At 36.8% G+C, this 14368-nt stretch carries 16 protein-coding genes; 9 read left to right on the top strand and 7 right to left on the bottom strand.

Annotated elements, in window-relative coordinates:
- Nucleotides 1–118 precede the first annotated feature (118 nt).
- The 4 genes from V7068_RS15420 to V7068_RS15405 form a co-directional block, all read right to left on the bottom strand.
- Entirely contained in the window at nt 119–1192 is a 1074-nt protein-coding gene (locus V7068_RS15420; protein WP_499713528.1) for a sulfate/molybdate ABC transporter ATP-binding protein, read from the bottom strand.
- A 21-nt stretch (nt 1193–1213) separates the two neighbouring features.
- Nucleotides 1214–2077, bottom strand: a complete 864-nt coding sequence (gene cysW, locus V7068_RS15415) for a sulfate ABC transporter permease subunit CysW (RefSeq protein WP_403151786.1) — start codon at nt 2075–2077, stop codon at nt 1214–1216.
- Between the two features lie 12 nt (nt 2078–2089).
- Nucleotides 2090–2923: a sulfate ABC transporter permease subunit CysT gene (cysT, locus tag V7068_RS15410; RefSeq protein ID WP_402922847.1), complete on the bottom strand. Its 834-nt coding sequence runs from the start codon at nt 2921–2923 to the stop codon at nt 2090–2092.
- A gap of 89 nt (nt 2924–3012) precedes the next feature.
- A complete protein-coding gene (locus V7068_RS15405; RefSeq protein WP_499713535.1) occupies nt 3013–4023 on the bottom strand; it encodes a sulfate ABC transporter substrate-binding protein in 1011 nt (336 codons plus the stop codon).
- Between the two features lie 334 nt (nt 4024–4357).
- On the opposite strand from V7068_RS15405, the gene V7068_RS15400 reads away from it, so the two are divergent.
- Both V7068_RS15400 and V7068_RS15395 read left to right on the top strand, forming a co-directional pair.
- Entirely contained in the window at nt 4358–4624 is a 267-nt protein-coding gene (locus V7068_RS15400; RefSeq protein WP_127761824.1) for a DUF1292 domain-containing protein, read from the top strand.
- Nucleotides 4625–4856: 232 nt separating this feature from the next.
- Nucleotides 4857–5723 (top strand): DMT family transporter, encoded by an 867-nt coding sequence (locus V7068_RS15395; RefSeq protein ID WP_403034787.1) that lies wholly within the window; start codon nt 4857–4859, stop codon nt 5721–5723.
- 151 nt (nt 5724–5874) lie between these two features.
- Here V7068_RS15395 and V7068_RS15390 read toward each other — a convergent pair whose 3' ends face one another.
- Entirely contained in the window at nt 5875–6054 is a 180-nt protein-coding gene (locus tag V7068_RS15390; protein ID WP_403034789.1) for a hypothetical protein, read from the bottom strand.
- Between the two features lie 171 nt (nt 6055–6225).
- Here V7068_RS15390 and V7068_RS15385 point away from each other — a divergent pair, with 171 nt between their 5' ends.
- On the top strand, nt 6226–7104 hold the full coding sequence (locus tag V7068_RS15385; RefSeq protein WP_499713526.1) for a LysR family transcriptional regulator: 879 nt from the start codon (nt 6226–6228) through the stop codon (nt 7102–7104).
- A 92-nt stretch (nt 7105–7196) separates the two neighbouring features.
- Here the strand turns inward: V7068_RS15385 and V7068_RS15380 are convergent, their stop codons facing one another.
- The gene (locus V7068_RS15380) at nt 7197–7709 is read right to left on the bottom strand and encodes a GNAT family N-acetyltransferase (RefSeq protein ID WP_499713525.1); all 513 of its coding nucleotides are present in this window, start codon (nt 7707–7709) and stop codon (nt 7197–7199) included.
- A gap of 339 nt (nt 7710–8048) precedes the next feature.
- On the opposite strand from V7068_RS15380, the gene V7068_RS15375 reads away from it, so the two are divergent.
- From V7068_RS15375 to V7068_RS15350, 6 genes are all read left to right on the top strand, one after another.
- On the top strand, nt 8049–8867 hold the full coding sequence (locus V7068_RS15375) for a lipoate--protein ligase family protein (protein ID WP_499713524.1): 819 nt from the start codon (nt 8049–8051) through the stop codon (nt 8865–8867).
- Nucleotides 8868–8879: 12 nt separating this feature from the next.
- Entirely contained in the window at nt 8880–9827 is a 948-nt protein-coding gene (gene lipA / locus V7068_RS15370; RefSeq protein ID WP_119117320.1) for a lipoyl synthase, read from the top strand.
- A 74-nt stretch (nt 9828–9901) separates the two neighbouring features.
- Entirely contained in the window at nt 9902–10531 is a 630-nt protein-coding gene (locus V7068_RS15365; protein WP_499713523.1) for a LysE family translocator, read from the top strand.
- Nucleotides 10532–10609: 78 nt separating this feature from the next.
- Nucleotides 10610–11194 carry a TetR/AcrR family transcriptional regulator gene (locus V7068_RS15360; protein ID WP_499713522.1) on the top strand — a complete coding sequence of 195 codons (585 nt, stop codon included), beginning with the start codon at nt 10610–10612 and terminating at the stop codon, nt 11192–11194.
- Between the two features lie 52 nt (nt 11195–11246).
- Nucleotides 11247–12452 carry a YhgE/Pip domain-containing protein gene (locus tag V7068_RS15355; RefSeq protein ID WP_499713520.1) on the top strand — a complete coding sequence of 402 codons (1206 nt, stop codon included), beginning with the start codon at nt 11247–11249 and terminating at the stop codon, nt 12450–12452.
- A gap of 98 nt (nt 12453–12550) precedes the next feature.
- The gene (locus V7068_RS15350) at nt 12551–12961 is read left to right on the top strand and encodes a VOC family protein (RefSeq protein ID WP_499713519.1); all 411 of its coding nucleotides are present in this window, start codon (nt 12551–12553) and stop codon (nt 12959–12961) included.
- A 65-nt stretch (nt 12962–13026) separates the two neighbouring features.
- Here V7068_RS15350 and V7068_RS15345 read toward each other — a convergent pair whose 3' ends face one another.
- Complete coding sequence (locus V7068_RS15345; protein WP_499713533.1) at nt 13027–14169, bottom strand: methyl-accepting chemotaxis protein; 1143 nt, start codon at nt 14167–14169, stop codon at nt 13027–13029.
- Between the last annotated feature and the right edge of the window lie 199 nt (nt 14170–14368).

Genomic DNA, 14368 nt, shown 5'->3' with positions numbered 1-14368 from the left:
TGATGATTATTTCCGTTCTATATTATGTTTAGATTCTTAAAAAGTTAGGAAATAGAAAGCGTTTAGTAAAGAAAGAATCGCCTTTCACGATGAATGTGAAAGGCGATTCTTATGTTGTTTAAATCGAAAAATCTTCAGGAATAAATACTTTTAATTGTTTTGGTCGTACATAAACTTGTTCGCCGACCTTTAGCTGTAGAGAGTGATAATGCTCTTTCGTTACTTCAGCTTCTAAAAATTCTTCTGCGTCTGTACGTTTTAATTCGATTTGGACAATTGGACCAATTACATGGATGTGGCTAATTGTCGTATGAACAGCATCTTCACTTGTTTTGGTTTTCTCGATTTGAATATCATGCGGGCGAACGTAGCCAATGGCTTCAGGATGATTTTGACTAAATAATTCTGGGATGTCTGCTTCAAAGCTTCCATGTTTTAATTTTCCATTTTGAATCCGTCCTTTGAATAAATTGACATTGCCTAAAAAGTCATACACAAATGGACTATTTGGATAATCATATACTTCTTCAGGGCTGCCAATTTGTTCAATTTTTCCGTTATTCATGACAACGATTCGATCCGCTACATCGAGTGCCTCTTCTTGGTCATGGGTTACAAATATACTAGTAATATGAAAGTCATCATGCAATTTCCGTAACCAGCGGCGTAAGTCTTTTCGTACCTTTGCATCGAGTGCACCAAATGGTTCGTCGAGTAATAATACTTTAGGTTCAACAGCCAAAGCACGAGCGAGCGCAACTCGTTGACGTTGCCCGCCTGATAATTGCGAAGGATATCTGTCCGCAAAATTTTCTAATTTGACCAATTGTAATAATTCCGTTACTTTTTTTTGAATGTCCGATTTAGATGGTCTAGTTTTTCTCGGTCGCACTTTTAAACCGTAGGCCACATTGTCAAAAACGGTCATATGTCGAAATAAAGCATAATGTTGAAATACAAATCCAACATTTCGTTCTTTCGGATTTACATCTGTGATATCTTTTCCATCAAATAAAATCGCTCCCTGATCTAATCCTTCTAATCCTGCGATGATGCGTAGAAGTGAGGTTTTTCCTGAACCGGATGGACCGAGTAAAGCAATTAGTTCTCCGGTTTGAATGTCGATGTTAATCCGATCGAGCGCCTGAAATGAGCCGAACGCTTTTGAGACATTTTGAATTTGTATACTCATCTGTAAGAAGCTCCTTCTATATTAAATATGTTTTGCTTTCCATTCAATTAGATTTTTCACAATCAGTGTAATAATGGCGAGAATGGACATAAGTGATGCGACTGCAAATGCGGCTGAAAATTGATATTCATTATATAAAATTTCAATGTGAAGCGGCATCGTATTGGTCATGCCGCGAATATGTCCTGATACAACGGATACGGCGCCAAACTCGCCAATTGCTCGAGCGTTACATAAAATGAGGCCGTATAATAACCCCCATTTAATATTAGGAAGCGTAACTAAAAGGAAGGTTTTAAAGCCGCTTGCTCCTAATGTGAGAGACGCTTCTTCTTCGGCTGTCCCTTGGGCTTGCATAAGTGGAATCAGTTCGCGCGCTACAAAGGGCAGGGTTACGAAAATCGTTGCTAACACAATTCCTGGTAACGCAAAGACAATTTTTAGATCATGCTCGAACAGCCATTCTCCAAATAAACCTTGTGCACCGAAAAGAAGAATAAAAACAAGACCGGCGATAACAGGTGAAATGGCAAAAGGCAAATCAATGATTGTAATTAAAATGTTCTTGCCTTTGAATTGGAATTTCGTAATCGCCCAGGCCGCCATGATGCCAAAAATAGCGTTTAACGGTACGGTAATAAGAACGACGAGCAAGGTTAATTTAATAGCTGAGAGTGCATCGGGATGTGTAATCGCCGCCACATAAGTTTCCCAACCTTTTTGAAAAGCTGTAATAAAAATAGTAACGAGCGGTAAAACAAGAAATAAAGCTAAAAAAGCAAGGGCAATGAAGGTTAAAGTCCATCTGATTGCCTTCGGTTCTTGCGAGACGGAAGCTACTTTGATTGTAGTCGGTGTTTGTTGCAGTGGTATATGTCCAGCCATAGGTTCTCCTCCTTAACTATGTAAAAACTTTCGATTAGTCACCCATTGAATCATATTAATGATGAATAATAACAAAAAGGATACAACGAGCATGACTGTTGCAATCGCGGTAGCCCCTGCATAATCATATTGCTCTAGCTTTGTCATAATGATGAGCGGGGTAATTTCTGTTTTCATCGGCATATTTCCAGCGATAAAAACGACCGATCCATATTCCCCGAGGGCACGAGCAAATGCAAGTGAGAAGCCTGTTAAAATGGCCGGAATTAATTCTGGTAAAATAACTTTTATAAAGGTTTGAAGTCGATTGGCACCAAGGCTTGCAGATGCTTCTTCTACTTCCCCATTAAAGTTTTGGAGAACAGGCTGTACGGTACGAACGACAAAAGGTAAACCAATAAACGTTAACGCGATAATAATGCCAAGTGGAGTAAAGGCAATTTTAAAATCGAAAAACTGACCAACCCATCCTTGAGGGGCGTAGAGTGTTGTTAGAGCAATTCCAGCAACAGCGGTCGGCAGGGCAAAGGGCAGATCGACTAACCCATCGACAATCCTTTTTCCAGGAAAATGATAACGAACGAGCACCCAAGCAATAATGGTTCCGAAAATAACATTTAGGATGCCTGCTGCTAAAGCAGTGCCAAAGCTTAATTTATAGGAAGCAACGACTCTTTCGGCGGTAATGGTTTCAATAAATTGACTCCAATTCATTGTGGTCGTGTTAATAAAAACCATTGATAAGGGCAGTAAAACGAGAATGCTAACATAGAGCATCGTATAGCCAAGAGATAGGCCAAAGCCAGGTATTATATTACGCCTTTTCTTTTTTCGTACCGGTAATATGTTCACGGAGTTACACCTCTATTTCGCTAGATAACGTGAAAAGATACATACAAAGATATGTATCTTTCACTAATCATTTTTTGGAGTTATTATTTAGGCTGATAAATTTCGTCAAATGTTCCTCCATCATTAAAATGAGTTTCTTGTGCTTTTTTCCAGCCGCCAAAATCTTTAACGGTCACTAAATCAAGGGATGGAAATTGATCTTTGTATTTTTCTAATACGGCTTCGCTTCGTGGACGATAGTAGTTTTTCGCTGCGATTTCTTGCCCTTTTTCTGTGTATAAATGTTTTAAGTAAGCTTCAGCTACTTCGCGTGTTCCTTTTTTATCGACGATTTTATCAACAACGGCTACTGGCGGTTCAGCTAAAATACTTAGAGACGGTGTGACAATTTCAAATTCATCTTTACCTAATTCATTTAAAGAAAGGTACGCTTCATTTTCCCAAGCGATTAATACATCACCAATACCGCGCTCTACAAATGTTGTTGTTGAACCGCGAGCACCTGAATCTAACACTTCAACGTTTCCATACAAGTCTTTCATAAATGCTTTAATCTTAGCTTCATCCCCGTTATATTGCTGCTTCGCATAGGCCCATGCTGCTAAGTAATTCCATCTAGCACCACCTGACGTTTTTGGATTTGGTGTAATAACGGAAACGCCTTTTTTCGTTAAATCGTTCCAATCTTTAATACCTTTAGGATTGCCTTTACGAACTAAGAAAACAATTGTCGATGTGTATGGTGTTGAGTTGTCTTCAAATTCTGTTTCCCAATCTTCATCTAATAATTGTCTTGCTTGAGCAATTTCATCGATATCATAGGCTAAAGCAAGTGTGACAACATCCGCTTCAAGTCCATCAATAACGGCACGCCCTTGTTTTCCAGATCCACCATGCGATTGTTGAATTGTGACATCCTGACCTGTTTCTTCTTTCCAGTAAGCGATAAAATCTTCATTAAATTCTTGATACAATTCACGAGTTGGGTCATAAGAGACGTTTAATAATTCCACAGGTTTTTTAGAGTCTGAAGAACCATCCTTCTCCTCATTGCTGCTTGATTGACTGTTACTGCAGCCTGCTAGAATCATCATTAATGCTGAAAGAATTAATAAAAAATGAAATGCGCCTTTTTTAACTTTTGCCACTGTGAGCTCCCCCTTTTTTTCTCTAAAAATACAAAAAGACTGCAATCTTCATTACATGTCACACACGTAATAAGATGCAGCCTTCAGTTTGTCTGATCAGCATATGCATTTGGATATTCTTTTTAACAAAGGAAATAAATTCTTGTTTCTAATTTAAACTTATTTTTCTTATTAGTCAACTATGAATTTAAGGTTTTTAGAATATTTTATTATTTTTTAGGAAAAGATAAGGTAATATAGATAATCTGAACTTATTTTTTTAATAAAGGAGCACGGTCATATGGATAAAATTGAAGTTGGCGATATTTTCACCCTATTTGACGAAAATGATGAAGAACAAGACATCGAAGTCTTAGGTACGCTAAGTGTAGAAGGAAATGAATATGTTGCGGTTGGTTTTGTAGAAGAACTAGAGCAGCAAACAGAAGAAGATGTTGATATTTTCTTTCTGCGAGTGGAAGAGGGAGAAGAGTTGTCTGAAATTGTAAGTGATGAAGAATTTGCAAAAGTATCGATGGCTTTTGAAGGTGTTACGTCCTCAAAATAAACAATGAGCTCTTTGATTATCAGATAATCAAAGAGCTCATTTTATTTATCATTTCACAATAATTCTTTCTTCTGCGTGCTTCATCTTTGAGCAAGGTAGGGGGCGCAGGAGGATTTTTTAAGTTCTTTGATTGGAAGTCCGGCGGTAGACGATACCATTTAATCAACAAGAGGTTAGGAAAAATATGCTATGATAAATGCTAGATTAGTATAAAGGAAAGGTTCTATTGTATATGAAATCAGCAGCTATGATGAAAATGATATTAGCCATGTCTATTTTTGGATCAATTGGATTTTTTACTGTGAAAACGGGTGTTCCGGCATCTGAGCTAGTGTTCGTTCGTTGTATTTGTGCCACGCTATTTTTAGGTTTGTGCTGGTTTGTTACAGGACAGCATAAAGTAGAGGTTTGGAGAAAGAAAGATGTACTAGTTACAATGCTATGCGGTGTGTTTTTAGTATTAAATTGGGTATTTCTATTTAAAGCATTTGAGGAAATGTCTATAACCATTGCCATCTCTATCTATCATTTAGCTCCTATATTAGTATTGATTTTCGGAAGTATCTTTCTAAAGGAAAAAATGAATGTATGGTCTTTGTTGGCTGTTTTTGTGTGTTTCCTTGGAAGTGTCCTCATAATAGGCATTACTGGTCAAACATCATTTTCAGACTTCGTAAGCTCAGGCTTTATATGGGCTTTACTTGCAGCCATATGTTATGCAATGACGATGATTATAGGTAAAGGTATTCAAGGGTTAAGTGCTTATGCGATGACATTTGTTCAAACTTCGGTTGGAATCGTTATTTTATTGCCATTTATGGACTTTAACGTGTTTCATCATTTGAGTTCAACGAATTGGCTATTTATTTTAGGGACAGGATTGATTCATACGGGGATTGTCTATTATTTATTTTTTGACAGTCTTAGACAACTATCTACACCTGTTATATCTGCTCTAGTTTTTGTTGATCCAGCTGTTGCTATCTTATTGGATACCATTATAATAGGATTTCGACCTTCGACTTTGCAAGTTATTGGAATGATCCTTATTTTTAGCGGAATGCTGTATACATTAGTGGAGCCAAAGAAGGTGACTTAAACGGTCATGCCTAAGGTTTGTATAGAATGTAGTGAAACATGAATGCATTGATGATGCGGAGTTTTGTTAAAATGGATGTGTGGAAAAAAAGAACGCTTAAAATCACCCTTATAAGGGCATTCTAAGCGTTCTTTTCTGTTTATCAAAAGAATTAATGTTTAATTTGTTCGATTACACGTTGTTTTAGCTCTTCGTCCATTGAAGAAAGTTTAACCTGGTTTGTTAAACGATCTTGTACCTCTTTATCAGTTGTAATACCGTGTTCTTTTAAGATTTGGAGAATTAATTCAAATGTCATTTGGTCTTTAATATTTTTTGCTGTTTGTTCCATAGTAATGTCCCCTTTAATGATGTTGCTATATAGATTCTTTTATTTAAAGAGATGGTTTTTTCAAATACTGTACGCTAGCGATATAAATACTGTAACAAACTTTTCGTAATATGAAAAATATATTTATAATAATGATGTTATACGAAAAAAGTATGATCAGGGGGTGTATGAATGGATCTTAGGCAATTAAAGTATTTTAAAACAATCGTTGACGAAGGGAATATAACGAAGGCAGCGGAAAGCTTGCATATGGCACAGCCGCCATTGAGTCAACAGCTTAAACAATTGGAAAAGGAATTGGGAACGGTTTTAATTAAACGCTATAGACAACAGTGGGAGTTAACGGAAACTGGGAGGGTCTTATATAACCATGCTGTGCATATGCTGCAAGATATAAAAGAGGTGAAGCAAGAAATACAAGAAATAGAAGAAGGAACTCGGGGAACATTATCGATTGGTATATCATCGAGTTGTGTTAACTTACTTCCTAAAAAGGTCAAAGAGTTTAGAAGGGAATATCCCAATGTATTCGTTAATATTTGGAAAGAGGATTCATCTTACCTGCAAAAACTATTAATTGAACGAAAAATTGAACTTTCATTTATGCTTCCTCCAGCTAATTTAGAACAGTATCAAGTGCAAAGACTTAAGAGAGAACCTTTTGTAGTGACCCTTCCTGCTGCATGGGCAAACGGGCTTAATAAAAGTCCAATTAGTTTAGAGGAAATCATTAACTATCCATTTCTTATGTTAGGCCCTATGGAGGGTTCATCCATTTATAGGGACATTTTGAACGAATTCAATAAACGTGATTTTTCTCCTAATATTGTTCTAGAATGCAACGATATATTTACGGTATTGAATTTTGTTGCGCTAGAAATAGGTATTTCAATCATTCCGAAATCGGAAATTCATGATATCTCTCATCAGAATATTAGTACACTTGAAATTGAGGATTTTCCATTATTTATTGAACCAGCCATCGTATCCTTAAAAAGAAATCGTTTGACTAAAGCTGCAGAGCATTTCTTGAATTATTTTGCAGATTAATCATATGATTTACATAGAACTTCGATCTTACCGATATTTTCTAATGATAAATTCAAGCCCCCATACTTATGAGGGGCTTGAAACTATACGTATCAAGGTTCAGTAGGGTGATCTGGTCCTTGTAAATCTAATTGATAAAAGGCAAGGTCCAGCCATCTGCCGAATTTATAGCCTGCTTTTTTTATTGTGCCAGAATGGATAAAGCCTAATCCTTCGTGGATTTTGATACTGGCCTCATTAGCAGCATCAATGCCAGCCACAAGTGTCGCATATTTCTGTTCATTGGCCATCACTATTAGTTCCTTTAATAAGTGTAATCCAATTCCTTTTCTTCGATGGTCTTTATGTACATAAACAGAATGCTCAATCGTATATTTATAGGCAGGCCAAGCTCTAAAAGGACCAAAAGTGGCAAAGCCCATTATTTGATCATCTTCTTCAAAAACAATTATAGGGTATCCCGCTTCGAGCTTTTGTTTATACCATGTTCTTCTATCTTCAATGGTGTGTGGTGTATAGTCGTAAACCGCTGTGCTGTTTACAATTGCATCATTATAAATGTCTAAAATGGTGTGTAAATCTTTCTCTTGAGCATATCTAATCATCGATTTTACCCTTCTCTTCATGTAGTTTTTCTTATTATATTATCATCCTGAATGTATATCAGTATATGCATCTGTCTGATATCGATTCTATTCCTAAAGCAGGCGAAATGCTAGAGGCAATTGCTGAAGCAAATCGAATCTCAATTAATTGACAAAAATAGTGATAATGCTATCATAAAATTGATTATCATTGAATTAACTGTCAGCTATGTAAATTCGTTACGATAATTACGGATTTATACTATTTTTGAATAATATTATTTAGGCTCGTTTCTTCTATATATCAATGAGGAAGAAGAGTAGAGTAGAATAAACTAAAATACAGGCGGTGAAAACAACATGGTGGAAACATGGTATTTTATTGATTCTGGGTTACAAAGTCCTGCTTATAATATGGCATTGGATGAAACGCTTCTTAACTGGCACAGTCGCGGTCTTATTCCGCCTGTTCTTCGATTCTATGGTTGGAAACCAGCTGCATTGACGCTCGGTCATTTTCAAAAAACAGTCGGTCGAATTGATATCGAGGCTACTAAAGCAAAGGGGATTGAAATTGTAAGACGTCCAACAGGAGGGCTTGCGGTGCTTCATGATAATGAGCTTACGTACAGTGTGATTGTGAGTGAAGCTCATGAGAAGATGCCAGCTTCTGTTGTTGAGGCGTATCGAGTGTTATCGCAAGGGATTTTAGAAGGATATAGAAATCTAGGGATTCAAGCAGAACTAGCAATTCCAGATGCGCCGGTTGGGAGAACAGGGACAGCGGTTTGTTTTGAAGAAGCTTCCTGGTATGAATTGGAGATTGATGGGAAGAAAGCAGCTGGAAGTGCCCAAAATCGTCAGAAGGGCGTTATTTTACAGCATGGTTCGATTCCTATTGAAATGAATACAGAAACCTTATATGATTTGTTTATATTTGCAAATGAAAAAGTGAAAGAGAGAGCAAGAGAAGCGTTTGCACAAAAGGCTGTTTTCATTCATGATATTTTAGAACGAGAAGTAACAATGGAAGAGTTAAAAGCAGCTTTTAAAGACGGGTTCCAAAAAGGACTTGATATTGAGTTAGCGGCATTTGAACCAAGTGAAGAAATGTTAGAAGAAGTCAAAGAGTTGATGAAATCCAAATATACAAATGATGATTATACTTTTCAAAGGTAAGGGGTAGAGAGCGTGGCGAACAAGGAATACTTGCGAAAACCTGAATGGTTAAAAATTAAATTAAATACAAATGAAACCTATACAGACTTGAAAAAAATGATGCGTGAAGAAAAGCTGCATACGGTATGTGAGGAAGCGAAATGTCCGAATATTCATGAATGCTGGGCTGTTCGAAAGACAGCGACATTTATGATTCTAGGAAGCATCTGTACACGTGGTTGCCGCTTTTGTGCTGTTACAACAGGAATGCCAACTGAATTAGATCGTGAAGAACCAGAACGTGTAGCACGCTCTGTGGAGGTTATGGGCTTACGTCATTGTGTTGTTACAGCTGTTGCTCGCGATGATTTAGCGGACGGCGGTGCTGAAATTTTTGCAGAAACGGTTCGTGCGATTCATCGTAGAGTGCCTTCATGTACGGTTGAAGTTCTGCCATCAGATATGAAAGGTGACTATGAAAGTTTGCATATGCTGATGGATGCGAAGCCGGATATTTTTAATCATAATATTGAAACGGTAGAACGTTTAACTCCGCGTGTTCGTTCGAAAGCTACTTATCAGCGCTCTTTACAATTGTTAAAAAGGGTAAAGGAGATCAGCCCTGATACACCAACGAAATCTAGCTTAATGGTTGGTCTTGGCGAAACAAAAGAAGAAATTTTACAAGCGATGGATGATTTACGTGCGCATGATGTAGATATTATGACAATTGGTCAATATTTACAACCAACGAAAAAGCATTTGCCGGTTGAACGCTATGTGCATCCAGATGAGTTTGCCGAGCTAAAAGAAATCGCTCTTCAAAAAGGTTTTAAACATTGTGAAGCAGGCCCGCTTGTTCGTTCTAGCTACCATGCTGACGAGCAAGTAAACCAAGCAGCACGTCAAAGACAATTAGAAGGCGAAAACAAAGAACCAGAACAGGTTATTCAACAATATAAAGCACAGTTTTCGAATTAATAAAGAGGAAGGAGGGGCCTGACGGATTCCCTTCTTCTTTTTTGCATGGTTTTTGACAAGAAAGGAAGATTTGTTTGGAAAATTATTTGCTATTTATCATCACAGCATTGCTCATTATTATCGTTCCAGGTCCTGACTTTGCTTTAGTGACAAAAAATACAATTACTTATGGAAAGGAAGGGGGATTTAAAACGGTTGCAGGTATTGTTACAGCGCTCTTCATTCACACGCTACTTGCAACATGTGGTCTTTCCGCTCTTATTATGAAATCGGCGCTGCTCTTTTCCATACTTAAGTTAATTGGCGCAGTCTATCTTATTTATCTTGCAATTCATTCTTTTCGTAGTGCTTTGAAGCGCCAGCCCTCTCAATTAGTAAAAGAAGAGTGGACTCACCAATGTAAGACAAAACCAAAAAATTTCAAAGAAGGATTCCTAACAAACATCTTTAATCCAAAAGTAGCGGTTTTTTTCTTAAGTTTTTTACCTCAATTTATCTCAAAAGGTGAACATCACTTTTTGCAATTTTTAGCACTTGGAGTGATATTTATTGCTCTTTCTGTCATATGGTATTTCTTTTATATTTCGCTTATTAAACGCTTGCATGCCTTTATGCAAACCGAAAAAGTAAGCAAAGCGATGGAAGTAATTACAGGAACTGTTCTTTTAGGATTTGGGATACGGATGGTGTTAGAGAAGCAATAATGTTATTGACTTTTTCAGTTACCTAAATTATCCTAATGGTGTAAGTGATTACTTGCATAAAGTGAAGGTTGGTTGTATATGAATGAAATAAAAAGTACATCAGAGCGTATTATTGCAGCCTTTATAGAATTATTTCGCGATTATGGATATAAAGGAGCCACTACTCGTGCTGTTGCGGAACGAGCCGGTGTGAATGAAGTAACAATTTTTCGTCATTTTGGAAATAAGAAAGGGATGATGGATGCAGCGCTGCAATCCTTATCCTATAACCCTTTTTTAGAAAAAATAATCAAGGAAGAAATGGTTTGGGATCTTGAAAAGGATTTGTGGGTAATTGCTGATGGATACCAAACTTATATGGAGCAAATAGGGGACCTTGTATTAATTGGTCTTCGAGAAGCTGGATTGTTTCCGGAACTCAATGAAGCGCTTATGCAAGTTCCTAAACAATTGAAAGACAATATGGTTGCCTATTTGGGGGAAATGAGTAGAAGGGGCAAGCTAATTGATACCGATATTGAGTTTCAAGCGATGAATTTTATTTGGTTGAACTTTGGCCACTTTATTTCAAAATCGCGATTCGGTAATAGTGTCATTTCTAATTCAAGAAATGAATTTTTGAAAAATAGTGTTCAACTTTTTGCTAGGGGGTTAACTCCCTAGTAAATTTTTAATCTGAATGCAAGTATGTACTTGCTTTAATGGAGGGCTTTAAATGAAAACATTCAAGCATTTTTTTAAACATTCTGAAACATTTGTTGGGATTGCTGCAGCTTTCGCCTTTTTACTGATTTTTTTCTGTGTGTGGATGACAGCATATAATGGTGTGGCAGACCGGGCAGACAAACTGAAAATTGGCTTAGTTAATGAAGATCAGCAAATGGGTTCAATGATTGAAGAAGAAATCATGAAAAAAGTTCCATTTGAGATTAAGAGTTACCAATCTATTGAATCAGCTAAACAAGATATGAATCAACGAGAGTTAGATATGGTAATGCAAATTCCTGAAAGTTTTTCTAATCAACTTCAGGAGAATACACAAACGGAAATTCATTACTTTATTAACCAGGCAAATGCCTCTTTGGCCAAACAAATCATGGATGGAGCTGCTAATAATATTACGCAATTGATTAATGAACATGCTTATGCTTATAAGCAGAAATTAATTGTTTCTAATTTACCGGAACAAATGAATGCAGCGGTTCCATCAAAAGAGCTCGCTCAAAACTTAACAGCAAGTATTTCAAAAGTTGTGCAGTCTTTACATGTTCAATCGGTTCAATCAGTTGTTGAAAAAACGAATAATACAGATGGATTTACTGTTACGATGGTACCGCTGATGGTTGTGCTCGCCTCATTTGTCGGGTCTATGTTGATGAGCCTCAATTTAACTATTGTTTCATCAAAATTAAAAAACAGCTATAGTAAATGGTCTATCTTTTTAGCCAGACAAATCATTAATGTAAGTGCTTCTATATTGTTAGCAATGATTACTTTACTATTTTTCGCTATTTTCCATATTGAATTGAATACCACTTTATGGGAGATGGGGATCTTTCAAATATTAGTTTACTTCTCTTTCTTAAGCTTAACTCAAATGTTTGTTATTTTATTTGGACCAGGCGGTATGCTATTTAACATCCTTGCTCTTTCGTCACAACTCGTCACTTCGGGTGTAATCGTTCCAAAAGTGATGTTATCTGGCTTTTATCAAACAGTAGGTTCTTATTTACCTGCCACATATGCAGCAGACGGCTATTATACCGTCATTTTTGGGGGAGAACATTTAACAACTGATATGCTGCCTCTGCTACTTATATCAGTGGTGACTCTTTTTGTAGCAGTGATTCGAATTATGGTTCAAAAAAATAGTGTACTTACAGTTAATGAGGAATTGAGAGAAAAGAATATTCCGAGCTAAATGATTGAACTATACTAGTTGACAGTATGAAGTGGATTAGAGAAAATAAGAAAGAGAACGCACGTTTGTTTTTTGGTTTAATAGAAGGGGGATCTTACATGGGAAATGCAAATCAAAAAGTTACGCCGTTTTTAATGTTCTCTGGAACAGCCGAAGAGGCAATGAACTATTATACTTCTATCTTTGACGACTCAGAGATCATTCATATTCTTCGATATGGTGCAAATGAGGCTGGTGAGGAGGGAAGTGTGCTGCATGCTACATTCTCATTAAAGGGACAAAATTTTATGTGTATAGATAGCAGTGTGAAGCATGAATTCACCTTTACACCTTCTATATCATTATTTGTCACATGTGATACGGAGGACGAAATTTATCGAACTTTTGAAGCTTTATCCCAAGATGGAATTGTTTTAATGCCGTTAGCCCCTTCCCCTGTGAGTGAAAAGTTTGGATGGGTTCAAGATAAATATGGTGTTTCATGGCAATTGAATCTAGCAAAAAGCTAATTAATGGGGAATCTTGTCATAAGAAAAGGAGTTCTATTTCTTATGACAAGATGATTGCTTTTATATTAGTCTGTCTTAAAGTGATTTACCTTACTATGTAATTGTTTAGAATTTTCACGAAGCTGATAAATACTGTCGGTCATATTGTTCATACGTTTATTTTGGATTTCACAGTTATCAGAGATGCTCTGGATATGATGTTGTGCTTCATGAGACGCACCCGCAATCGTTTCAATAGCAGCATTCATTTCTTCTGTACCGGCTGATACTTCTTCAGTTGCTTGTGTAATAGATTGAAGTTTCTCAGTTATACCGCTTATTTCCTTCAGCACATGTAAAAATGATTGACCTGCTTCCTCGGTAATTTCCTTTCCAGTATCTACATAATTACTGCTAATGTGCATGCGATTGGCTGAACGTTCTACCTCATGCTGCATTCTTCCAATCAATGCTTGAATTTGCTCTGTAGCTGTATTAGTTTGTTCTGCGAGTTTACGAACTTCTTCAGCTACAATGGAGAATCCTCTTCCATGCTCACCAGCGCGAGCCGCTTCAATGGCTGCGTTTAATGCTAATAAATTAGTTTGTTCCGAAATAGCTGAAATAGTTGATAAGAATGAATTAATTTCTACTGTATTAGATTGAATCATCCCGATTGTTTCCGATAGGATGTGGACGGATTCATCAATTGTTTTCATTTGGTTCACTGCGTCATTAATAACACGGTATCCTGTTTCAGCAGCTTCTTTTGTTCGTTCTGATTGTTTAAATAATTCACTAGACACTTCAGTAACCTGTTGAATATTAAGGGCAAGCCCAGTTGTCGTATGTACGCATTCATCTGTCATTGCTGACTGTGTAGCAGCTCCTTGTTCAATTTGTTCTACTGATTCTGATACTAAATGTGTTTGCTTAGCGGTTTCTTCTGTAAGCGTTGACAATGAAGAAGAAGAATCTAAAACATTGGCTGCTGTTTGCTTGACCCCGATAATAATTTCTTGAATTTGCGATAATGTCTGATTGAAAGCAGATGCAAGCTGGCCAATTTCATCTTTTCTATGAACATTCAGACGCATCGTTAAATCTCCTTCTCCATGACTAATCTCTTCAAGTGACTTTGTCATCATCTCAAGCGGTTTTAATAATTTTCTAACAACGAAATAAATGGCTAGTATGACAAGAATAATACTTATTATGGCTGCAAGCATTGTATACAATTGCACAGTGTCCATCACTTCATTAGACAGACCGACAACTAGCAGTTGCCCATTGGATAATGATTTGGAAAAATACATAACACGTTCATTATTGACTTCACCATTCCACTGTTTATTGGTTTCAATATTGCTATCAAGTGATAATTTTTCATTTGTTGAAACGATGACCTCACCAGATTTACTTAAAATA

Origin of the sequence: Bacillus sp. JJ634 (genome assembly GCF_036962285.1) — a bacterium.
Taxonomy (GTDB): Bacteria; Bacillota; Bacilli; order Bacillales; family DSM-1321; genus Peribacillus; species Peribacillus asahii_A.
The sequence above is the reverse complement of the archived record's forward strand: the minus strand, read 5'-3'. Positions and strand labels throughout refer to the sequence as shown.